The sequence below is a fragment of the Streptomyces sp. NPDC007983 genome (assembly GCF_042958345.1).
In the GTDB taxonomy this organism is placed as follows: Bacteria; Actinomycetota; Actinomycetes; order Streptomycetales; family Streptomycetaceae; genus Streptomyces.
The window spans coordinates 55,504-76,463 of record NZ_JBIBJI010000003.1 but is presented as its reverse complement, the minus strand read 5'-3'; the positions used below and the strand labels follow the sequence as shown (position 1 = coordinate 76,463).

At 71.7% G+C, this 20,960-nt stretch carries 24 protein-coding genes and 1 pseudogene; 10 read left to right on the top strand and 15 right to left on the bottom strand.

Annotated features, from left to right (window positions below):
- Window positions 1-51 precede the first annotated feature (51 nt).
- Complete coding sequence (locus ACFZCY_RS09295) at window positions 52-1,020, bottom strand: diacylglycerol kinase family protein (protein WP_391170598.1); 969 nt, start codon at window positions 1,018-1,020, stop codon at window positions 52-54.
- Between the two features lie 83 nt (window positions 1,021-1,103).
- Between ACFZCY_RS09295 and ACFZCY_RS09290 the strand changes: the two genes are divergently transcribed.
- Window positions 1,104-1,622: a hypothetical protein gene (locus ACFZCY_RS09290; RefSeq protein WP_391170596.1), complete on the top strand. Its 519-nt coding sequence runs from the start codon at window positions 1,104-1,106 to the stop codon at window positions 1,620-1,622.
- A gap of 46 nt (window positions 1,623-1,668) precedes the next feature.
- Here the strand turns inward: ACFZCY_RS09290 and ACFZCY_RS09285 are convergent, their stop codons facing one another.
- The 4 genes from ACFZCY_RS09285 to ACFZCY_RS09270 form a co-directional block, all read right to left on the bottom strand.
- A complete protein-coding gene (locus tag ACFZCY_RS09285; protein WP_063787081.1) occupies window positions 1,669-2,580 on the bottom strand; it encodes an RNA polymerase sigma factor SigF in 912 nt (303 codons plus the stop codon).
- A gap of 17 nt (window positions 2,581-2,597) precedes the next feature.
- A complete protein-coding gene (locus ACFZCY_RS09280; RefSeq protein ID WP_009715155.1) occupies window positions 2,598-3,011 on the bottom strand; it encodes an anti-sigma regulatory factor in 414 nt (137 codons plus the stop codon).
- A 246-nt stretch (window positions 3,012-3,257) separates the two neighbouring features.
- A complete protein-coding gene (locus ACFZCY_RS09275; RefSeq protein WP_391170594.1) occupies window positions 3,258-3,797 on the bottom strand; it encodes a GNAT family N-acetyltransferase in 540 nt (179 codons plus the stop codon).
- 101 nt (window positions 3,798-3,898) lie between these two features.
- Window positions 3,899-4,159 carry a UBP-type zinc finger domain-containing protein gene (locus ACFZCY_RS09270; RefSeq protein ID WP_391170592.1) on the bottom strand — a complete coding sequence of 87 codons (261 nt, stop codon included), beginning with the start codon at window positions 4,157-4,159 and terminating at the stop codon, window positions 3,899-3,901.
- 45 nt (window positions 4,160-4,204) lie between these two features.
- Between ACFZCY_RS09270 and ACFZCY_RS09265 the strand changes: the two genes are divergently transcribed.
- A complete protein-coding gene (locus ACFZCY_RS09265) occupies window positions 4,205-5,815 on the top strand; it encodes a Na+/H+ antiporter (protein ID WP_391170590.1) in 1,611 nt (536 codons plus the stop codon).
- A gap of 38 nt (window positions 5,816-5,853) precedes the next feature.
- On the opposite strand, the gene ACFZCY_RS09260 is transcribed toward ACFZCY_RS09265, so the two are convergent.
- Window positions 5,854-6,444 (bottom strand): N-acetylmuramoyl-L-alanine amidase, encoded by a 591-nt coding sequence (locus tag ACFZCY_RS09260; RefSeq protein WP_391170588.1) that lies wholly within the window; start codon window positions 6,442-6,444, stop codon window positions 5,854-5,856.
- Between the two features lie 169 nt (window positions 6,445-6,613).
- Here ACFZCY_RS09260 and ACFZCY_RS09255 point away from each other — a divergent pair, with 169 nt between their 5' ends.
- The 3 genes from ACFZCY_RS09255 to ACFZCY_RS09245 all read left to right on the top strand — a co-directional run bounded on the left by ACFZCY_RS09255 (window position 6,614) and on the right by ACFZCY_RS09245 (window position 8,524).
- Window positions 6,614-7,525 (top strand): glutaminase, encoded by a 912-nt coding sequence (locus tag ACFZCY_RS09255; RefSeq protein WP_361476090.1) that lies wholly within the window; start codon window positions 6,614-6,616, stop codon window positions 7,523-7,525.
- Between the two features lie 73 nt (window positions 7,526-7,598).
- On the top strand, window positions 7,599-7,823 hold the full coding sequence (locus ACFZCY_RS09250; protein WP_391170585.1) for a hypothetical protein: 225 nt from the start codon (window positions 7,599-7,601) through the stop codon (window positions 7,821-7,823).
- The gene (locus ACFZCY_RS09245; RefSeq protein WP_391170583.1) at window positions 7,820-8,524 is read left to right on the top strand and encodes a helix-turn-helix domain-containing protein; all 705 of its coding nucleotides are present in this window, start codon (window positions 7,820-7,822) and stop codon (window positions 8,522-8,524) included. Before ACFZCY_RS09250 ends, ACFZCY_RS09245 begins: the two co-directional genes overlap by 4 nt.
- Before the next feature lie 28 nt (window positions 8,525-8,552).
- Here ACFZCY_RS09245 and ACFZCY_RS09240 read toward each other — a convergent pair whose 3' ends face one another.
- The 3 genes from ACFZCY_RS09240 to ACFZCY_RS09230 form a co-directional block, all read right to left on the bottom strand.
- Entirely contained in the window at window positions 8,553-8,924 is a 372-nt protein-coding gene (locus ACFZCY_RS09240; protein WP_391170581.1) for a VOC family protein, read from the bottom strand.
- Between the two features lie 72 nt (window positions 8,925-8,996).
- On the bottom strand, window positions 8,997-9,935 hold the full coding sequence (locus ACFZCY_RS09235; RefSeq protein ID WP_391170579.1) for a beta-ketoacyl-ACP synthase 3: 939 nt from the start codon (window positions 9,933-9,935) through the stop codon (window positions 8,997-8,999).
- 141 nt (window positions 9,936-10,076) lie between these two features.
- Window positions 10,077-10,718 carry an HAD family acid phosphatase gene (locus ACFZCY_RS09230; RefSeq protein WP_391170577.1) on the bottom strand — a complete coding sequence of 214 codons (642 nt, stop codon included), beginning with the start codon at window positions 10,716-10,718 and terminating at the stop codon, window positions 10,077-10,079.
- Window positions 10,719-11,022: 304 nt separating this feature from the next.
- Between ACFZCY_RS09230 and ACFZCY_RS09225 the strand changes: the two genes are divergently transcribed.
- Together ACFZCY_RS09225 and ACFZCY_RS09220 are read left to right on the top strand one after the other, a co-directional pair.
- Complete coding sequence (locus tag ACFZCY_RS09225) at window positions 11,023-11,415, top strand: anti-sigma factor antagonist (protein ID WP_391170575.1); 393 nt, start codon at window positions 11,023-11,025, stop codon at window positions 11,413-11,415.
- Window positions 11,416-11,672: 257 nt separating this feature from the next.
- Window positions 11,673-12,134, top strand: a complete 462-nt coding sequence (locus ACFZCY_RS09220) for an anti-sigma factor antagonist (RefSeq protein ID WP_391170573.1) — start codon at window positions 11,673-11,675, stop codon at window positions 12,132-12,134.
- A 38-nt stretch (window positions 12,135-12,172) separates the two neighbouring features.
- Here ACFZCY_RS09220 and ACFZCY_RS09215 read toward each other — a convergent pair whose 3' ends face one another.
- Together ACFZCY_RS09215 and snpA are read right to left on the bottom strand one after the other, a co-directional pair.
- Complete coding sequence (locus tag ACFZCY_RS09215) at window positions 12,173-12,382, bottom strand: hypothetical protein (protein WP_391170571.1); 210 nt, start codon at window positions 12,380-12,382, stop codon at window positions 12,173-12,175.
- Between the two features lie 230 nt (window positions 12,383-12,612).
- Window positions 12,613-13,281: a snapalysin gene (gene snpA / locus ACFZCY_RS09210; protein ID WP_391170569.1), complete on the bottom strand. Its 669-nt coding sequence runs from the start codon at window positions 13,279-13,281 to the stop codon at window positions 12,613-12,615.
- 271 nt (window positions 13,282-13,552) lie between these two features.
- Between snpA and ACFZCY_RS09205 the strand changes: the two genes are divergently transcribed.
- On the top strand, window positions 13,553-14,584 hold the full coding sequence (locus ACFZCY_RS09205) for a LysR substrate-binding domain-containing protein (RefSeq protein WP_391170567.1): 1,032 nt from the start codon (window positions 13,553-13,555) through the stop codon (window positions 14,582-14,584).
- 12 nt (window positions 14,585-14,596) lie between these two features.
- Here the strand turns inward: ACFZCY_RS09205 and ACFZCY_RS09200 are convergent, their stop codons facing one another.
- The 3 genes from ACFZCY_RS09200 to sodN form a co-directional block, all read right to left on the bottom strand.
- Window positions 14,597-15,811 (bottom strand): serine hydrolase, encoded by a 1,215-nt coding sequence (locus ACFZCY_RS09200; protein WP_391170565.1) that lies wholly within the window; start codon window positions 15,809-15,811, stop codon window positions 14,597-14,599.
- Window positions 15,812-15,887: 76 nt separating this feature from the next.
- Window positions 15,888-18,293: a SpoIIE family protein phosphatase gene (locus ACFZCY_RS09195; RefSeq protein WP_391170563.1), complete on the bottom strand. Its 2,406-nt coding sequence runs from the start codon at window positions 18,291-18,293 to the stop codon at window positions 15,888-15,890.
- 101 nt (window positions 18,294-18,394) lie between these two features.
- Window positions 18,395-18,790 (bottom strand): superoxide dismutase, Ni, encoded by a 396-nt coding sequence (gene sodN / locus ACFZCY_RS09190; protein ID WP_055547886.1) that lies wholly within the window; start codon window positions 18,788-18,790, stop codon window positions 18,395-18,397.
- 176 nt (window positions 18,791-18,966) lie between these two features.
- Here sodN and sodX point away from each other — a divergent pair.
- Window positions 18,967-19,410: pseudogene (gene sodX, locus ACFZCY_RS09185) on the top strand (nickel-type superoxide dismutase maturation protease); the annotation flags it as partial.
- Here sodX and ACFZCY_RS09180 read toward each other — a convergent pair.
- Window positions 19,335-20,012 (bottom strand): CGNR zinc finger domain-containing protein, encoded by a 678-nt coding sequence (locus ACFZCY_RS09180; protein WP_391170561.1) that lies wholly within the window; start codon window positions 20,010-20,012, stop codon window positions 19,335-19,337. The pseudogene sodX and the gene ACFZCY_RS09180 sit on opposite strands and share 76 nt — an antisense overlap.
- Before the next feature lie 101 nt (window positions 20,013-20,113).
- Here ACFZCY_RS09180 and ACFZCY_RS09175 point away from each other — a divergent pair, with 101 nt between their 5' ends.
- Complete coding sequence (locus tag ACFZCY_RS09175) at window positions 20,114-20,890, top strand: methyltransferase domain-containing protein (RefSeq protein WP_391170559.1); 777 nt, start codon at window positions 20,114-20,116, stop codon at window positions 20,888-20,890.
- Window positions 20,891-20,960 lie beyond the last annotated feature (70 nt).

The following is a 20,960-nucleotide window of genomic DNA, read 5'->3' as shown; positions in this document are numbered from 1 at the left end:
GGGTGGATCCCAGCCTAAACGTTCGACTACAAGGACTTTATGGGGTCTGACTCACACAATCACACGCAGTGCACGGCGTACGCCTGTGAACGTCACGCTCGTACGCAGTCCCAGGTGGTCTCCGTCCATCTGGAACGGCAGTGGCGCCTGGGATTGCAAGGTGAAGTCCGTCAGATCGTGGAGCCCCACCACATGCTTGCCGTGGGGCCCCCGCTCGGGCGTCGACATCAGCAGCTGAGTCGCGTAGCGGGTCATTGCCGGAGCCGACAGCTTGGCGAGTCCCAGCACGTCGAGGGCGGTGTCGAAGGACGCGCGGGGCGCCGCGTAGACCGGGCGGTTGCCCAGGAAGGTCCACGGGGAGGTGTTGCAGACTATGGACAGCGCCAGCTCCCGGATCGGGTCCTGGCCGGGCCGTCCGAGGGTGATGGTGCCCTGCCGCCGGTTCGGCTCCCCGAAGAACTGGCGCATCATCTGCCGTATGTACAGGGCGTGGGTCGAACGCTTGCCGCGTTCGCGCTGCTGCTCGACCCGGCCGATCACGCTCGCGTCGAAGCCGAAGCCCGCGCAGAAGGTGAACCAGCGGGCGGGCACCGACTCGTCAGCGGTGCCCGGGGTGCCGGCCGCGAGGCCGAGGCCCACCGTGCGCTCGGTGCCGTCGCGCAGCGCGTCCAGCAGGGCGCCGGTCGCCTCGACGGCGTCGTTGGGCAGACCGAGGGCGCGGGCGAACACATTGGTCGAGCCGCCGGGGACCACCGCGAGGCGCGGCAACTCGCCTGGGGCGGGGCCGTTGTGCAGCAGCCCGTTGACGACCTCGTTGACCGTGCCGTCGCCGCCCAGCGCCACGACCAGCTCATGGGTGCCGCTGTCCACCGAGCGACGGGCCAGGTCGCGTGCGTGTCCCCGGTACTCCGTGGTCGCCACGTCGAGCTTCAGATCGCTGGCGAGCGCGTGGATCAGGACGTCACGGGTGCGGGCACTGGTGGTGGTTGCTGCCGGATTGACCACGAGGAGTGCGCGCATGGGCGCCAGCCTACCGACCCGTCGGGCCGTTCCCCGAACCCCGGGGCCGCCCGCCGGGGTCCAACGGCGGCTACGCTGCTGGGGTGAGCAGGAAGAAGCCCGCCCCCGCCAAGACGGCCACCAAGACCGCCCGGCCCGCCACGAAGGCCGCCGACGCCGCCAAGCCTGCCGACGCCGCCGAGCCCGCCGAGGCCGGCGCCGCGCCCGCGGGGCCCCGGCCGGTCCGGCTGACCGTGGCCGCGGTGCTCGCCGGTGTCGAGGGCCTGGTGCTCGTGGGCTTCGGTGTCTATGTCCTGATCATGGGCCTGGCCGGGAACCCGGAGAGCCCGGAGCAGGCGGAGACGCTCGGGATCACCGTGCTCGCCCTGGCCCTGCTGCCGCTGCTGGCGGCCCGCGGGCTGTGGCTGCGCCGCCGCTGGAGCCGCGGCCCCGCGATGATCACCCAGCTGATGGCGCTGCCGGTGGCCTGGACGCTGGTGCAGAACGGTGGCGGGCTGATCGCCATCGGTGTGCTGACCGCCGTCGCGGCCGTCACCGTCCTGGGGCTGCTCATCAACCCGACCGCGACGGAGGCGCTGGGCATCGGCCCGCGCGACGCCTAGGAGTCCAGTTCAGGGAGTGCCCGGGGCTCGCCCCGGGCACCGCTCGCTACTCCTCCACCAGCAGCCTGTCCCGCAGCTGGGCGAGAGTGCGCGCCAGCAGCCGCGAGACGTGCATCTGGGAGATGCCGACCTCCTGCGCGATCTGCGACTGCGTCATGTTTCCGAAGAACCGCAGCAGCAGGATCTTCTTCTCGCGCGGCGGCAGATCCTCCAGCAGCGGCTTGAGGGATTCGCGGTACTCGACGCCCTCCAGCGCCTCGTCCTCCGCGCCGAGGGTGTCCGCCACCGCCGGGGACTCGTCGTCCGTGTCCGGTACGTCCAGCGACAGTGTGCTGTACGCGTTGGCGGACTCCAGGCCCTCCAGCACCTCTTCCTCGGAGATGGCCAGATGCTCGGCCAGCTCATGGACGGTCGGGGCGCGCCCGTGCCGCTGGGACAGCTCGGCGGTGGCGGTGGTCAGCGAGAGCCGCAGCTCCTGGAGCCGGCGGGGCACCCGCACCGCCCAGCCCTTGTCGCGGAAGTGCCGCTTGATCTCGCCGACGACCGTGGGGGTCGCGTAGGTCGAGAACTCCACACCGCGGTCCGGGTCGAACCGGTCCACGGACTTGATCAGTCCGATGGTGGCCACTTGGGTCAGGTCGTCCAGCGGCTCACCGCGGTTGCGGAAGCGCCGGGCCAGGTGCTCGACCAGGGGCAGGTGCATGCGCACGAGGTTGTTGCGCAGCTCGGCCCGCTCCGTGGAGCCCTCGGGGAGCCCCCGCAGCTCGACGAACATCGCCCGCGCGCCACTCCGGTCGTGCGGATCGTGCTGCTGATGCACCTGCTCCTGCTCGTGCTGATCCATGTGGTCCGCCCGCTCTGGTCGGTCTCCTGCCGCCTCCGAGTCCGCGGGATGCGGTCGGGCCGGCGGGTGCGGGATGGCCGGGGTGCGTACTCCCCGCGATGATGCAGTGCTCACGGAGCCCCCTTTTTCCGTCACGGCTGTCCGGGGCCGGCGCCGCGCTCCTTGTACAGGCTGATGCTGACCGTGCGGTCCTCGGCGACGGTCGAATCCACCTTGCCCGCCAGTGCGGAGAGCACCGTCCAGGCGAAGGTGTCGCGCTCGGGAGCGCGGCCGTCGGTGGTCGGAGCCGCCACGGTCACCTGCAGTGCGTCGTCGATCAACCGGAAGACGCAGCTCAGCACACTGCCGGGGACGGCTTGCTGCAGCAGGATCGCGCAGGCCTCATCGACCGCGATGCGCAGATCCTCGATTTCGTCGAGGGTGAAGTCCAAGCGGGCTGCCAGGCCGGCGGTCGCCGTACGCAGCACCGACAGATAGGCCCCCGCAGCGGGCAGCCGGACTTCCACGAAGTCCTGGGTCCCGGGCTCGCCTGCGATCTGGGACACCCTCACCTCCAAGGTGACACAAGCTGTTTGAGCTGAGCTGATTGGAGCGTCGGCCATATGCCCTTATGGTGGAGGGATAACGGACCGGCGCGATGTGCGGTTCGGCTGCGACGCTATCGCGATCTGCCACTCGGTGTCGCCCGGACGAAGCACGGCCCCCGTCGCGGGTGAACCCCCGAGATGAGCATTCCCGATATCACTCATAGTAAGCATATGAGTACGCAGCGTGGCTAGGGGTCTGCGGTCTCAATTCGAAAGAGATGTCGCCTCACTCAACGAACCGCTGGTCGAAGCCATGCCCGGAGCCTGGGCGGCCAGCGCCCGCAGCGGCTCTCCCGACAGCCTTCGCACGGTCCATTCCTCCATCGGCTCCGCGCCGAGGGACGCGTAGAAGCCGATCGCCGGTTCGTTCCAGTCCAGCACCGACCATTCGAAGCGGGCATATCCCCGCTCCACGCAGATCCGTGCCAGCTCGGCCAGCAGCGCCTTGCCGTGGCCGCCGCCGCGGGCTCGCGGCGTGACGTACAGATCCTCCAGATACACCCCGTGGGTGCCCGTCCAGGTGGAGAAGTTACGGAACCACAGGGCGAACCCGACCGGCCCGGCCGCCCCGTCGCCGATCTCCTCGGCGATCAGCGCGAACACCGCCGGGTGCTCCCCGAAGAGCGCCGCGCGCAGCTGCTCCTCGGTGGCCTTGGCCTCCTGCGGTGCCCGCTCGTACTCGGCCAGCTCGCGGATCATCGCGAGGATGGCCGGGACGTCGGACGGCTTGGCTGATCGGATCATGTGGTGAAGGCTAGCTCGCCGCACCGACAACGCGGCAGCGGATTCCCCCGCGCACCGGATCCCGGTGCGCTCGTCCGCCCCGCTCCGGGGTCCGGGGGCGGCTAGACAATCAGCAGGTCCACGTAGCACCAGCGCCAGTCCTCGCCCGGTTCGAAGCTGCGCATCACCGGATGCCCGGTCTCCTCGAAGTGCCGTGTGGAGTGTCGATAGGTCGATGAATCGCAGCACCCTACATAGCCGCACTCCAGACATATCCGCAGCTGCACGGGGTGACTGCCGAGCGCCAGGCACTCGGAGCAGGTGGTGCCCCGCGGCTCCGGTTCGGGGCGCGGCAGGGCCGGAACGTGTGGGCACTCCTTCATGATTGCCAGACTAAATGCTGACGAGCTGACGAAACGGGACGGGGCATGGATGTAACTCCGCTGTTGATGCTGGTCGCGGGCAGCGCGGCGGTCGCGGGCGCGGCCCGGCGCACCCCCGTGCCCCCGCCGCTGCTGCTGGTCGCGGCCGGGCTGGCGGCCTCGTACCTGCCGGGGGTGCCGGACTACACCCTGGAGCCGGAGATCGTGCTCCCCCTGGTGCTGCCCCCGCTGCTGCACACCGCCGCGCTCGACAGCTCCTATCTGGACCTGCGCGCCAATCTGCGGCCGGTGGCGCTGCTGTCGTTCGGCTATGTGCTGTTCGCCACCCTCGCCGTCGGCTGGATCGCCCATCTGCTGGTGCCCGATCTGCCGCTGACCGCCGCGCTGGTGCTGGGCGCGGTGATCGCCCCGCCGGACGCGGTGGCGGCCACCGCCATCGCCCGCCGGGTCGGGCTGCCCTCCCGGCTGACGACCGTCCTGCGGGGCGAGTCCCTGGTCAACGACGCGACCGCGATCACCGCCTACCGGGTGGCGCTCGCCGCCGCGGTGGGGGAGGGCGCCACCTGGACCCATGCCGCCGGGGAGTTCCTGCTCGCCGCGGTGGGCGGCGTCGGCGTCGGCCTGGTCCTCATGGTGCCGCTGCACTGGCTGCGCACCCGGCTGCGCGATTCGCTGCTGCAGAACACCCTCTCGCTGCTGATCCCCTACACCGCCTACGCGGCCGCCGAACAGGTCGAGGCGTCGGGCGTGCTGGCGGTCGTGGTGGTCGCGCTCTACCTCGGGCACCGCTCCTGGCAGGTCGACTTCGCGACCCGGCTCCAGGAGGCGGCCGTCTGGAAGATGATCGCCTTCATCCTGGAGTCGGCCGTGTTCGCGCTGATCGGGCTGCAACTGCGGTTCGTGGTGGGCGGCCTGGGGGAGTACGGGGCGGGCGAGGCGGCCTGGTACGCGGCCGCCGTCTTCCTGGCCGTGGTGGCCGTACGGTTCGTCTGGGTCTTCCCGGCGACCTTCGTACCGCGCCAACTCTTCCGTAAGATCCGGGAGCGGGAGCCCGGCACCGACTGGCGGGCGCCGGTCATCATCGGCTGGGCCGGGATGCGCGGAGTGGTGTCCCTGGCCATCGCCTTCTCGATCCCGGAGACCGTGCACGGCGGAGGCGCCTTCCCGGCCCGCACCCTGATCCTCTTCCTGGCCTTCACCACCGTCATCGGGACCCTGGTCCTCCAGGGGCTCACCCTGCCCGCCCTCATCCGCGCGCTGGGCGTGCCGGGACCCGATGTCCAGGCCGAGACGCTCGCCGAGGCGCAGGCACAGGCCCAGGCGTCCCGGGCCGCCGAGGACCGGCTGGACGAACTCCTCGCCGACGAGCGCAACACGCTGCCGCCACCCCTGGCCGACCGGCTGCGCAATGTGCTGGAGCGGCGCCGCAACGCGGTGTGGGAACGGCTCGGCACGGTCAACGAGGTGACGGGCGAGTCGGCGGACGACACCTACCGCAGGCTGGCGCGCGAGGTGATCGGCAGCGAGCGCGCGGTGTTCGTGAAGCTGCGGGACGCGCGCCGGATCGACGACGAGATGCTGCGTACGCTGCTGCGCCGACTGGACCTGGAGGAGGCGGCGGCCTACCGGGAGGAGACGGCCGAAGGCGGGCCCTGACCGCCTCCGGCCGGGGCCCGCCCCTCCCGAGGGGGCTCTTACTTCAGCCGCTCACGGATGCGCGCGCGCATCGAGGCCATCGTGAACCCCCGGGGATCGATCTTGCCCGGCTGCCATTCGAGATGGCCGATCACCGACCGCTCGGTCCAGCCGTGGCGGCGGCAGACCGCCGCGGCCGCCCGGGCGATCGTGTCCAGCTGGACCTCGGGCCACGGGTCCTCGCCGTCACCGAGGTTTTCGCATTCGAAGCCGTAGAACGCGCGATTGCCGTCCGTGTTGGCCTCGTTGTCGGGCGGGAGCGCCTTTTCGGCGATCACCGCGCGCAGGACGTCGTCGTCGCCGAGCCCCGCGTGGTTGGCGCGGCCGTAGCCGACGAGATGCACTCCGCCGTCCTTGGCGATCACGCCGTGGCACAGCGGACCGGGCAGCTCCTCGTCGCCGTCGCGGCAGATCTCGACGGTGAGGTCGGTGCCGGAGGTGACGGTGTGGTGGATCATCACGCCGTGCACCGGGCCCCACGGCCCCTTGTGGTTGCGGTTGTGGTTCCGCCAGTCGCCGACCTGCACCACGTGCAGGCCCTCGCTCTTCAGTGCCGCCAGGAAGTCCCCCGCGGACATGGGTGAGGCCATGACCGCCTCCGTTCTGATCGTGCGGCGGTCGCCGGTCGCGGGCCGCCTGTATCACCGTATGCTTACCCAAAAACACGGTGGGTCATCGAGTCCTGGTTGAGGGGCGGTTGAGAGCGCCCGTTATGGTGCGTCTGATCCGCTCGACGACGCGCAGGAGAACCACCGCACCATGCACTACCAGGACGTACTCGACGAGGTCGCGGCCCATGTGGCGCCCCACATCGGCCGGGGGCAGGTGGCCCAGTACATCCCCGCGCTCGCGGCGGTCGACCCGGACCGCTTCGGCATCGCCCTCGCGGACGTCGACGGCAATGTCACCGGCGTCGGCGACTGGCGGCGGCCCTTCTCCGTGCAGTCCATCTCCAAGGCGTTCGGCCTCGCGCTCGTCCTCGCGCAGGACGGGGAGAAGCTGTGGCGGCGGGTCGGCCGGGAGCCCTCGGGCAACCCCTTCAACTCCCTGGTGCAGCTGGAACACGAGAACGGCATCCCGCGCAATCCGTTCATCAACGCCGGTGCGCTGGTCGTCACCGACCGGCTGCACAGCCTCACCGGCGACGCCAGCACCACCATGCTCGACTTCCTGCGCGCCGAGAGCGGCAACCCCGATCTGGCCTTCGACCCGGTCGTCGCCGAGTCCGAGTCCGGCCACGGCGACCGCAACGCCGCCCTCGCGCACTTCATGGCGAGCTACGGCAACCTCGACAACCCCGTGCCGACCGTCCTGGAGCACTACTTCTGGCAGTGCTCGATCGAGATGAGCTGCCGCGACCTGGCCCTCGCGGGCGGCTTCCTGGCCCGTCACGGACTGCGCGCGGACGGCTCCCGGCTGCTGTCGCGGCGCGAGGCGAAGCGGGTCAACGCGGTCATGCTCACCTGCGGGACGTACGACGCGGCGGGCGACTTCGCGTACCGCGTCGGGCTGCCCGGCAAGAGCGGTGTCGGCGGCGGGATCATCGCCGTGATCCCGGGGCGGTGCACACTGTGCGTATGGAGCCCCGGGCTGGACGCCCGCGGCAACTCGGTGGCCGGGGTGGCGGCGCTGGACCACTTCACCACGGTGACCGGGTGGTCGGTCTTCTAGCCGGCTTCCCTCCAGGGTGGCGCCGTGCCCGTAGCGGCGGGAGCATGGTGGTGTCAGCAGGAGGTGTGGCGCCATGCAGCACGAGATGCGCGCGGAGTACGAGGAAGGCAGCTCCGGGCGGGTGGCGGGCGCGCCGGTCAAGATCTGGCACATGGTCCGGGGAAACGGCACGACCGCGATGTGCGGCCGCGAGCTGGCCCCGGATGCCGAGACGCAGGCGGCGGACCTGTGGGCCTCGGACGACTCCGGGCCCTTCTGCCACTCCTGTGGTGCGATGTATCTGCGCGAGGTCCCTTGAGCGAGAGCGACGGCGGGAGCGACTACCGGGAGCGGGCGTCGCGGCTGGGCGGCGGCGCGGTGGTGTGGTCCCGCACCCTCGGGGCCGGGCCGCAGCGGGTCCTGCCCGACGGCTGTACGGACCTGATCTGGGCCGACGGCCATCTGCTGGTCGCCGGCCCCGACACCCATGCGCATCTGGCCGGTGGGCCCGCGGGAACGCGCGCCGTGGGGCTGCGCTTCGCCCCGGGCACGGGGCCCTCGGTGCTGGGTTTCCCGGCCTGTGAACTGCGTGATCAGCGAGTGCCGTTGGCCGCGCTCTGGCCGGAGGCCGAGGTGCGCCGGCTGAGGGAGCGGGCCTACGAGGGGCGAGTGGGGCGGGTGCTGGAGGCCGTGGCGCTGGACCGGCTGCGGGACGCGGAGCCCGCCGATCCGGTGGTGGGCGAGGTCGTGGCGGGGCTCTCGGGCGGGCAGAGCGTGGCCGAGGTGGCCCGGGTGGTGGGCCTGGGCGCGCGGCAGCTGCACCGGCGGTCGCTGGCGGCCTTCGGATACGGGCCCAAGACGCTGGGGCGGGTGCTGCGGCTGAACCGGGCGCTGGAGCTGGCGCGCGGCGGGACGCCGTTCGCCGAGGTGGCGGCGGTGGCCGGGTACGCGGACCAGGCGCATCTGGCGCGCGAGGTGCGGGGGCTGGCGGGCGTACCGCTGGGCGGGCTGCTGGGGTAGCCCGCGCCGGTGTCCTCGCGGGGTGCCGTCAGCCGGGCAGCGGGGCGAACAGGTCGACCTGGTTGCCGTCCGGGTCCAGGACGGTCGCGTAGCGCTGGCCCCAGAAGGCGTCCCAGGGCTCCTTGGAGCCCCGTACGCCCGCCTCCGTGAGCTTCGCGTACGTGGCGTCCACCTCGGCCGGGCCGTCGCACAGGAAGGCCAGTGCCATCCGTCCCGGCCCGCTGGGCGGCGGGGTCTCGGCCGCGTCCCACATCAGGCGCAGCCCGCCGGGCAGGGTGGCCTCGGCATGCGGCTGGGTGTCGGCGTCGGCGGGGATGTCCAGGCCGAGCAGGCGGTAGAAGGCGAGGGAGGCGGCCATGTCCGTGACGGCCAGGCCGAGCGCGTCGAATCGTGGTGTCATGCGGGCAGCGTAGGCGGCCCGCGACCGGCCGGTCTTGAATGAATCGGACACCGGGAAGGGGGCAGGACACCCCTACGGGCAGCGGATGACCTGGCCGCCGTACGACAGGTTGCCGCCGAAGCCGAACAGCAGCACCGGGCTTCCGGAGGGGATCTCGCCGCGTTCGACCAGCTTGGACAGGGCGAGCGGAATGCTGGCCGCCGAGGTGTTCCCGGAGTCCACGACATCGCGCGCGATCACCGCGTTGACCGCGCCGAGCTTGCGGGCGACCGGTTCGATGATCCGCAGGTTGGCCTGGTGGAGCACGACCCCGGCCAGGTCCGCCGGTTCGATCCCGGCCCGGGCGCACACCGCGCGGGCTATGGGCGGCAGTTGGGTGGTGGCCCAGCGGTAGACGGACTGGCCCTCCTGCGCGAAGCGCGGCGGGGTGCCCTCGATACGGACGGCGTTGCCCATCTCGGGCACCGACCCCCACACCACCGGGCCGATGCCCGGCTCCTCGGCCGCCGTCACCACGGCCGCGCCCGCGCCGTCGCCCAGCAGGACGCAGGAGGAGCGGTCGGTCCAGTCGGCGGCCTCGGTGAACTTGTCCGCGCCGATGACCAGCACGGCGGTGGCCGATCCGGCCCGTATCGCGTGGTCCGCGGTGGCCAGGGCGTGGGTGAACCCGGCGCACACCACGTTGATGTCCATGACGGCGGGATGGGCCAGGCCCAGCCGGGCGGCGACCCGGGCGGCCATGTTGGGGCTGCGGTCGATCGCGGTGGACGTGGCGACCAGCACCATGTCGATGTCGGCGGTGGCGAGGCCGCTGTGGGCGAGGGCCTTGGCGGCGGCCGCCGCGGCCATCTCGTCCACCGTCTCGTCGGGGCGTGCCACATGGCGGGTGCGGATCCCGACCCGGGCGCGGATCCACTCGTCGCTGGTGTCGACCATGGTGGCGAGGTCGTCGTTGGTGAGCACCTTCGCGGGCTGGTAGTGGCCGAGCGCCCGTACGCGTGATCCGGTCATCAGTCCAGTCTTGGGGCACACGGGACGGTCCGGTGCGCGGGCACGTGACAACGTATCGCCCGCAGATCTGGAGCTTTCGGCCTTCCCAGCCGTCGGTGGCGGCTCCTCGCGAGGGCCGCCACCGCGCTCAGGGCCATCCGGTCAGGACAGCTGGCCGTCGTAGTCCGGGAGCTTGAAGGCCTTCTCGGCGTGGCCGCCGGTCAGGTCGGTGGCGCTGTTGCCGATGTTGGCGATGATCGTGTAGCCCTTCTTCTCGATCTCCGCGCGCTTGGCCGTCTTGTACGTGGCGACGTCCTGGAAGAGGTCGGGGAGGCCGCGCACGTACAGTCCGGCCACCGGGTAGCCCACCGTCTCCAGGTTGTACCGGGTGGGCAGCGTGAGGATGTCCGGGCGCGCGGTGACGAAGAACAGGTCCACCCCGCGGGTGTGCGCGTAGCGGGCGAGCTGGAGGACCGGTTCCACGGCGGGCGCCGGGTAGCTGAACTTGAAGTCCGACTCCAGCGAGGTGTTGTCGATGTCGAGGACGATGGCCTGCTTCTGGTCCCCGGGGTTCTGGGTGCGCTGCTCGACGTAGGGCCGGGCCTGGTCGATGACGGCCTTCACATCGCGCTTCCAGGTCTCGTAGTCGACCTTCGCGGCGGCGGCGGTGATTTTTGCGGTGCCGGTGGCGGCCGACGTGGTCGTGGCGGTGGCCGGGGTGGCCGTACCGCCCAGACCGATGGCGAGGCCTAAGGCCACCGTCGTCACACCGAGCCGTCGTGATCGCGCGCGTGCTGCAGTCATGGGTTCCGTCCCTCGTCGTCGTGTTCGAAGTGTGTGCCCGAGTGGCATGTTCACGTTCAACGATGGACAAGAGAAGGCCGCTGCGTTTACTGATGAGTAACGATTGGCGCGGAGCGGGCCTCTCCGGATGCGAAATAGGCCAACGACACGTGCCGTGCCGTTCTTTGACTGGTCAGCTGATAGATGGGTATGTCATGTACTGAAGGGCCGACCTGGACCCCGGCGGTGCACGCACCCCGCCCGGACGTCGTGTTACCCCCAGAGCTCCGGTGTCGCGCGCCTCCACCCTGCCGAGGAGGCTTGCATGTTCGATGATCGGCCCGCCTTCGGTGTCCGTGTACAGGTGCTGGGCGGTGTCACGGTCGCTGAGGTCGCGGGAGAGCTGGACATCTTCGCCGCGGGACGGATCTCCGCACGGCTCGAATCCCTGGCCCGTACGGGATGCCCGGATCTGGTGCTGGATCTGCGGCACATCACTTTTCTGGACTGCGCCGGGGTGTCGTTACTGTGCCGCCTGCGCAATCGTGTGCTGGAGCGGGAGGGCCGGCTGCGGCTGGTCATCGTCGATCCGCGGTTCCTGCGGCTGCTGCGGATGGTCCGGCTGGAGGACGCCTTCGAGGTGCTGGAGGATCTGACACCGGCGGTCGCGGGCGCGGGGAACGCGGCGGCCGGGGGGAGTGGCGACCCCCTTGCCTGAGACGCGTATGACGTGCGGATACGGCCTGTAGCGCAGCTGATCGGACGTCAATAGGAAGAAAAGAATTTCACTCGAACGAGGGTTTTTTGCTGGGGGAATCCCGCGTCCCTCTCTCTGTAACCGACGGTCACCCCCTTACGCTCGCCTGCACGTCACCCAGGGCCCGGCGGATCCGCACCCGACGCTCCACTCTGCCCGCTTCCGGGAGTCCGAGGACGGTGAAAGGGGGCAGTGTGCCGTTCCGAGGGGAATTCGTGATGTCGCAGCAAGGCGCTCCCCGTGGCGCACCCGTGCCCCAGGGGACGTCGGACGCGACGCCGGGCGACGCGCCGGGTTCCGGCACGGCCGCCGGTGACTTATGCCTGCCGGGTCACCCGGCCCCGCCCCCGTACGCCCGCACGTCCCGGGTCGGCGGACGTACCGTGGTGGCCCTGCACGGCGAGATCGACATCGCCGGGCTGGCGGACGTCGGCCCGGCGCTGGACGCCGCCACGGGCGCCGGGGCGCCCGAGGTCGTGGTGGACTTAACGCCCACGACGTTCTTCGACTGCTCCGGTCTGGGGCTGCTGTGCCGCGCCCAGCGGCGGGTCGCCGACCGCGGCGGCCGGCTGCGGCTGGTGTGCGACGACCCCCTGATCCTGCGCACCCTGCGGGTGGGCGGACTGCTCGACGCGCTCGACGCGGTGGCCACGCTGGAGGAGGCGGTCGGTGAGGAGTGACGCGCCGGGCGGGGAGGCGTCAGCCGGGGAGTGGTGGGTCAGACGCGCGGCGGCGCCACCCGGTGGCCGCGGTGCGGCCGCCCGCGGCCCCAGCCGTGGCGACGGGAGCGGTGGCGGTGGCGGGCCGGGGCCTCGCTGTGGCGCTCGGCCGCGATCTTGTTGCCGTTCTGGGCGTTGACTCGGTGGATCACCAGCACACCCACGGCGATCATCGCCAGGATCACGGCCACGGTGACGATGGTCTCCATGGTGTTCACTCCCTGCGGCCGGGCCCCGGCCTGGAGGAATTCCGGCCGAAATGCACGAAACCTTGGTGAATACACCGTACCTCCGCCCGTGAGCGGGAGCGCCCCGCGTGCGGGGCTTTCGGGCGGGGACTTTCCGGGAAACACCGGCCGCCCGCACCGGCGTCGGGGGTCCGGGTGCGGGCGGCGTGCCCTGATCAGTGGTTCAGGGGCTCACAGGTGGTTCGCGGTGCTCAGTGGGCCTTGGCGAGGTCCTTCTTCTGCAGGGCGGCCAGGCCGTTGGCCCACAGCTGGTTCACGCGGCTGATCTCGGCCGCGTTCGGCTGCGAGTTCTTGCAGGAGGTCCCCGGGCCGCCACCGGACATCAGCTCGCTGCACGGGCCCGAGTAGTGGTCCGGCAGACCGAGCACATGGCCGGTCTCGTGTGCGACGATCCGCGTCTGGTCGTACTGCTGGCTCTGTGCGTAGTCGATGAAGACGTAGCCGCGGCCGTGTCCGTCGGTGCTCGCGTACGAACCGCTGGAGCTGTTGCCCTCGCGGTAGGTGAAGTCCGGGCTGCTGCCTTCCCGCAGCTTCACGTTGCTCACCGCGGCGTTCCATATCTGGGTGCTTCTCGCTATCACCGACTTGTAGGTCGGCGCCGAGCTCGCGCTGTACGTGACGGTCACCGCGGCGGTGGCGCTGGGTGCCTTCGCCCGCTTGGCCAGCGCCGACTTCATCACGGCCTTGATGAAGGCGTCGGTGTCGGCCTTGTCCTCGGCGCCGGGGACATACCCGGCGGACGAGGCGGTCGTGGTGGTCGTGGTGTGGTCGGGCGTGGCCGCCGACGCGGGCACGGCGGCGAGGCTCGCCGCCAGGCCGAGGCCGAGGGTCGCGGACAGCGCCAACTTGGGAAGTGTCACGTGGGGGGCTCCTCATCGTCCTCGGGCCCCGGCCGCCGTGTGGGGTGCGGCGGTGGGAGCCCTGGGATGAACTCTTGGTGCCGCAGAGTCTTGAGGAGAACCGGCGTGACGCGGAGATGCCAACCGGCGATAGTTCCATGGCATATCCCGCCGCCGGCCGGGCCGATCCCCGGGCATCCCCTGCCGACCCGCCGACTCGCCCCACAGAAAGGTGAATTGGCGCGGTTTCAGTGTCTGGTGTGACGCGCGAGAGCGCCGTTATGCTCCCGCCGTGGAGCTCGAGGTGAGGCACCTTCGTGCGCTGTGCGCCATCGCCGACACCGGCAGCCTACGGAAGGCGGCGCGGCAGCTGGGCATGACCCAGCCCTCTTTGACGACACAGCTCCGGCGCATCGAGAACACCGTCGGCGGCCGGCTGTTCTCGCGGGAGGTCACCGGCAGCCGCCCCACCCCGCTCGGCCAATCCCTGCTCAACCGGGCCCGGCCCATCGTGGCCGAGATGAACACCCTGGTCAGCGAGGTCCGGTTGGAGGTGGGGCAGACCGCGGGCGAGTGTCTGCGCATCGGCAGCACCGGCAGCCGGGCCGTGGTCGGCTGGCTGCGCAGGCTCCGCGCCCGCTTCCCGGACGCCGACACCACCATCCACATCGACGTGTCGGCGAACGCGCTGCTGGAGATGGTCGCCGCGCAGCAGCTCGACGCCGCGTTCGTCCACGAGGTCGAGGGCGCCCCGCTGCGGATCCCCGACAGCGTGCGGCGCCGGGTGCTGCTCGCCCGCGAGCCGCAGTTCGTGGCCCTCGCCGAGACGCATCCGGCCGCCGCCGCACCGGTGGTGCGGCTCACGGACCTCGCCGGCGACCAGTGGATGGTCGACCCTGCGGGCGACGGCGAAGGGCCCGGGCTGCGCCGGGTCCTCAGCGCCGCCGGGCTCAACCCGCGGGTGGTGTACGGGGACTATCTGACCGCCAGCGATCTGGTCGCCTCCGGTGAGGTCGTCGCCCCGTGCCAGCCCACGGCCCGGTCGCGTGCGGGCATGGCGGTGCGGCCGCTGCACGGGGATCCGCTGGCGGTCGGGCTGTATCTGGCCTCGCGCGTGCCGGACGCGGGCGCCCCGAAGGGCTCCGCCGACGTCGACGCGCTCTTCGCCGACCTGGAGAACGCGTACCTGGAGATCGCCTGGGCGAGCGAGGCCTACCGTCAGTGGCTGCTGCGCAACGACAGCCCGCTGGTGCGGATCCGCGACGCCCGTCCGCCGGTCCCGCTGGCCGGTATCGGCCTCGCGGGTCCGTCGGACGGTGCTTGAGGTTTCGCCGCCTCAGTCGTCGATCGCCTGGTAGGCCAGCGTCCAGAAGTCGAGATACACCGGGGAGAACATCGGGAACTGGGCGCGCTGGGTCAGCAGGACCGCCACCATCCGCTCCGCCGGGTCCGAGCCCCACGAGGTGCCGAGCCCGCCGTCCCAGCCGAACCGCCCCGGCACCGCCGCGACGCCGTCCCGCCCGGTGACCACCGAAACCCCGAACCCCCAGCCCAGGTTGTCCCACGCGCCGGGGAGCAGCCCGGACACCGCCTTCTGGGCGGGCGTCAGCTGGTCCGTCGTCATCAGCTCCACCGACGGCCGGGACAGGATGCGCTCGCCGTCGCCGTACCGCCCCCGGTCCAGCATCATCCGGCCGAACGCCAGATAGTCGTCGACCGTGGAGACCAGGCCCCCGCCGCCGTCCGGGAACGCGGGCGGCGCGGCCCACCGGCTGTCCTCGACCCCGTCGTACCGTTCGAGCTTGCCCGTCCCGGGGCCGGCGAGGTACGAGGTGGCCAGCCGGCCGAGCTTCTCCGGTGGTACGTGGAAACCGGTGTCCGCCATGCCCAGCGGTTCGAAGATCCGCTCCCGCAGAAACGCCTCCAGCGGGCGGCCGGTGGCCCGCGCGATGAGCACACCCAGCACCTGGGAGCCGGTGTGGTACAGCCACTTCTCGCCCGGCTGGTGCATCAGCGGCAGCGTGCCCAGGCGGCGCATCCACTCATCGGGTTCCGGCGCCGCGGCGGGGTCCGGCATCCCCACCCCGACCCCCAGCTCCTGGACGGCACGCGCCACGGGATACGCGTCCTCCCGCGGGCCCGTCAGCATGCCGAAGCCGAGCCGGAAGGTCAGCAGATCGCGCAGGGTGATCGGGCGGATCGCCGGAACGGTGTCCTCCAGCGGCCCGTCGATCCGGCGCAGCACGCGGCGGTCGGCCAGCTCGGGCAGCAGCCGGTCCACCGGCTCGTCCAGCCGGAGCACACACTCCTCTACCAGGATCATCGCCGCGGCCGCGACGACCGGCTTCGTCATCGAGGCGATCCGGAAGATCGTGTCCCGGCGCATCGGGTCCTCGGTGCCGGCCGCCTTCGTACCGATCACCTCGACATGCGTCTCACCGCGCCTGCTGAGCGCCGTGACGAGCCCGGGCGCCTCGCCCTTTTCCACATGGCGGGCCATGACGTCACGCATTCGGTCCAGCCGTGCGGTCGAGAATCCTCCGGCGCGCATACGCGTCCCCCTTCGTCCGGTGAGAGCTGTCCGTGAGACTCCCACAGGGCACTGACAGCCCCCCGCGAACGGCGGATCAGCCGAGGTCGGGCGGCGCGCCCGGCAGGGGCTGCTCCGCCCAGATCGTCTTCCCCTCCGCGGTCTGCCGGCTGCCCCAGCGCCGGCTGAGCTGGGCGACCAGCAGCAGCCCGCGGCCGCCTTCGTCGAAAGTGCGGGCGCGGCGCAGATGCGGGGCGGTGTTGCTGGCGTCGGACACCTCGCAGATCAGCGAGTGGTCGTGGATCAGGCGCAGCTGGATGGGCGGGATCGCGTGCCGGATGGCGTTGGTGACCAGCTCGCTGACGACCAGTTCGGTGGCGAACACCGCCTCGTCCAGCCCCCAGTCGGTCAGCCGCTCGGTGACGTCCCGGCGGGAGCGGGCGACACAGGCCGGGTCGGCGGGCACGTCCCAGGTGGCCACGTGCGCCGCGTCCAGGGCGTGGGTCCGGGCGAGGAGCAGGGCGACGTCGTCGAGTACGCCGTGCTCGGGCAGCAGCGCGCGCAGGACGGAGTCGCAGGTGCACTCCAGCGAGGCGGCGGGGTGGGCCAGCGCGTCGGCCAGCAGCACGCGCCCCTCGTCGACGTCCCGGTCCCAGCCGCCCAGCAGGCCGTTGGTGTAGAGGGCGAGCACGGTGTTCTCGGGCAGTTCGAGGTCCATCGTCTCGAACGGCAGCCCGCCCACCCCGAGCGGCGGGCCCACCGGCAGGGTGACGAACTCCACCGGGCCGCCGGGGGTGACCACGGCCGGCGCGGGATGTCCGGCCGCGGCCATCGAGCAGTGGTGCGACACCGGGTCGTAGACCGCGTACAGACAGGTGGCGCCGACATCCCCGGCGGTCTCCTCGTCCCCGGCCTCCGCCGAAAGATGGATCACGAGGTCGTCGAGATGGGTGAGGAGTTCGTCCGGTGGCAGGTCCACATCGGCGAGGGTCCGTACCGCGGTGCGCAGCCGCCCCATGGTGGCCGACGCCTGGATGCCGTGGCCGACCACATCGCCCACCACCAGGGCGACCCGCGCCCCGGACAGCGGAATCACATCGAACCAGTCGCCGCCCGCAGCCGTGTACGGCCCGGCGGGCAGATAGCGGGAGGCCACCTCCACCGCCGACGGCCGCAGCACCGCCTGCGGCAGCAGACTGCGCTGCAGGGCGAGCGCGGTGTCGCGTTCCCGGGTGAAGCGGCGCGCGTTGTCCACACAGACCGCGGCCCGCGTGGTGATCTCCTCGGCCAGCAGCACATCGTCCTGGGTGAACCGCCCGGGGCGGTGGTGACGGGTGAACACGGCCACCCCGAGGGTCGTCCCCCTGGCCCGGATCGGCACGGACATGACCGAGTGGATGCCGAACTCCCGGATCTTGGCGGCGCGGACCGGCTTGAGGGCGCCCCATTCTCTGATGAGGGGATCGTCGGCGGCGTAGATGATGGGCCGCCCCGCCACCAGGCACTCGGCCATCGGGGACGCCTCCGGGTAGGTGTTCACCTTCCCCAGTTCGACCGCGGCCTCCGGAGCCCCCGCGTAGATCGACTGCTGGGCGGCGCGACGCAGCACGACCGGTCCGGTGAGCGGGCCGGGCGGCGGCTCGTCGTCCTGGTCGAGCCGGTCCAGCAGATCGACGCTCACGAAGTCGGCCAGCCGCGGTACGCACACCTCGGCCAGCTCCTGCGCGGTGCGGGTGACGTCGAGGGTGCTGCCGATCCGTACGCTGGCCTCGCTCAGCAACAGCAGCCGCTGCCGGGCCCGGTACTGCTCGGTGATGTCGTGCGCCGCCAGGCATACGCCGTGCACCTGGCCGTCCTTGGTCTTCAGCGGCGCGAAGTGGGCCGACCAGGCGAGCTCCCGCTCCTCGCCGCCGGTGCGCGGATACGTCTCCATGTGGCGCCGTTCGCCGGTCCGCAGCACATGCCGCATCAGCGCCTCAAGACCCTCGCTGCGCAGTGTCCCGGAGATGTCCGCGAGCCGCAGCCCGTGCAGGTCCCCCTCGGGGAGGCCGATGACGCGCGCCATCTCGGCGTTCACCTTGCGCAGCCGCAGCTCGGTGTCGTAGATCGCCATGGGGCAGGGCGACTGGGCGTACGCCCACATCAGGAGCGTCGCGTCGGTGGGCGCCGCGGCATCGTCGCCGGGCAGTGGGGCGACCAGCAGCCAGGTGTCCCCGACGCGGTGGGCCAGCAGCGCCACCTCCACCCGCCGCCCGTCGCGGTGGCGCACCGCCACCGTGCCGCGCCAGCGTGTCCGCACCGCCCGGGCCCGCTCCACCACGCCCTCGACGGGCTCGGCCAGCAGTGCCGCGGCGGACCGCCCCACCACCTCCGACGGCGGATAGCCGAGCAGCCGCCGGGCACCGTCGTTCCAGCCGGTCACCGTGGCGTCACCGCTGACGGTGACCCGCGCCGCGCCCGCTTCGTCCACGTATCCCAGCCTCGTCCACATTCGGCGGGGCATCAACCGAGACGGTGCAGGCGCGGGGCGCGAAAGAAGACCGCACCCGGCCGCGGGTGGCGGGCCGGGTGCGGGCAGGGGGACTCAAGGGCCCCAGGGCCGGGTCAGGCCTTCTTGGTCTCCCAGAAGATCTTGTCGATCTGGGCGATGTAGTCCAGGGCCTTCTGGCCCGTGGCCGGGTCGGTGGAGCCCTTGGCGGCGCTGAGCGCCTTCAGGGTCTCGTTGACCAGCTGGTGCAGCTCCGGGTACTTCTCGAAGTGCGGGGGCTTGAAGTAGTCGCTCCACAGCACCGAGACGTGGTGCTTGGCCAGCTCCGCGCGCTCCTCCTTGATGGTGGTGGCGCGGGCGCGGAAGTGCGGGTCCTCGTTGGCCTGGAACTTCTCCTGGATGGCCTTGACGGACTCGGCTTCGATGCGGGCCTGGGCCGGGTCGTACACGCCGCACGGCAGGTCGCAGTGCGCGCTGACCTGAACCTTGGGGGCGAACAGGCGGGAGAGCATAGAGCTGTCCTTCCATTCGTGATCGTCTTCTCAGGTGCGAGATTACTCCGTGTGGGAAGGCTTTTCTCGGGTGCCCCGGGGGGCTTAGGTCAAAAGTCCGGTGACACTCCGGGGTGGCCGGGAGTGTGACCTGGGATGGTGGGGCGGATGGCGGCGTACGGACCGGAGGTGCCGTGATGCAGGAGCAGCTGCGTGATCGCGGGCAGGAGAGGGACCGCGAGCAGCACGGACTGCTGCGGATGGGGCTGGCCGAGGTGTACAACCCGTCGATGCAGCCGTCGCTGTATCCGGGCGACCAGTTGGTGGTCCGGTACGGGGCGCCCGTGCGGCCGGGGGACGTGGTGGTGCTCCGGCATCCCTTCCGGCAGGACCTGCTCATCGTCAAGCGCGCGGTGGAGCGGCGTGAGGGCGGCTGGTGGGTGATGGGGGACAACCCGGACGTGGAGAACGACAGCCGGGAGTTCGGGACCGTACCGGACGAGCTGGTGGTGGCCCGGGCGTGGTTGCGGGTGCGGCCGCTGCCGGGGCGGACCGGGCCCCGGGGTCAGCGGTCGACGGCGGGGCTGCTGTCGTGGGCGGTGTCGGCCGTGCGGCCGGTGCGGTCGCGGTCGCGGGCCAGGGACGCCGTGCGCGGAGTGGGCGCGGAGTCGGCCGGGCGGCCCGCGTCGAGGCGTTTACGGGCGCGGTAGGCGGCGACGTTGGCGCGGGTGGCGCAGCGGTCCGAACAGTAGCGCCGGGATCGATTTGTCGATGTGTCGAGATAGGCGTTGCGACAGGGCGGGGCCTCGCAGATGCCGAGCCGGTCCGCGCCCAGTTCGGTGAGGTGGAACGCGAGCCCCATGGAGGCGGTCGCGGCGAATCCGGCGCTGGCGTTGGCGGCGTAGTCGGCGATGTGCATGTGCCAGTCGGGGCGGCCGTCCTCGTCCCGCAGCTCGTGCCCGGAGATCTGCGGGCTCACCGGGAACTCGATGAGCAGCGCGTTGAGCAGGTCCACCGCCAGCACCTCGTCCCCGTCCGCCGCCGCCTCGAAGACCGCGCGCAGCCGGGCCCGTACCGACCGCAGCCGGGTGACGTCGGCGTCCGTCGCGCGCCGGGCCGACTGCCCGCTCTCGCCGAACAGGGTGCGTACGGCGTCGACCGAGGTGAGCGCGTCGGTGCCGCGTGCGGGCTCCTCGCTGTTGACCAGACGCACGGCGAGATCTGAGTAATAAGCCAGTTCCACTTGTGGTCCTTACGGGGGCGGTCTATGGTCGGTTTCGGTCAGGTCAGGTAATGGGCGCTCTACGCGCCAGGGTATTACGGACTACGACATGGAGGAACGCGATGACGGACACCCTCGCCGCGGCGGACTGGCAGGCCTGGCAACGGAGCTGGGACCGGCAGCAGGAGTGGTACCTCCCCGATCGTGAGGAGCGGTTCCGGGCGATGCTCGACGCGGTCGAGGCGCTGGTCGGACCCGAGCCGAGAATCCTCGACCTCGCATGCGGCACGGGCAGTATCTCGGATAGGGCGCTGCGCCGCTTCCCCGGCGCCACCAGCACCGGCGTCGATCTGGACCCCGCGCTGCTGGCCATCGCGCGCGGGCACTTCGCGGGGGACGGCCGGGTCACCTTCGTCAGCGTGGACCTGCGCGACCCCGGCTGGACGGGGCGGCTGCCGCATCCCACGTACGACGCCGTGCTCACCGCCACCGCCCTGCACTGGCTGCGCTCCGATGAACTCCGCGCGCTGTACGGCCAGGTGGCGGGGGTCGTACGGGACGGCGGGGTGTTCCTGAACGCCGACCACATGCCGGACCCGGACACGCCCCGGCTCAACGACGCGGACCGCGCGTACCGCAAGGAGCGGCAGGCCCGGGCCAAGGCCGAGGGCGCCCAGGACTGGGTGGACTGGTGGGGCGCCGCCGCGGCGGACCCGGTGCTGGCGGGGCCCGTCGCCGAGCGGTTCACGATCTTCGGCGATCCGGCGGACGGCGACCACGCGGACGGTGAGGTGCAGCCCGCCGGCTGGCACGCGGACGCGCTGCGCGAGGCGGGGTTCGCCGAGGCGCGGCCCGTGTGGTGCTCGGTCTCGGACGCGATGGTGCTCGGGCTCAAGTAGGTGCTCGGGCTCATGTGACGGCGCTCGCGCAACAGCGCGAGGGCGGTACGGAGCCGCATGCTCCGTACCG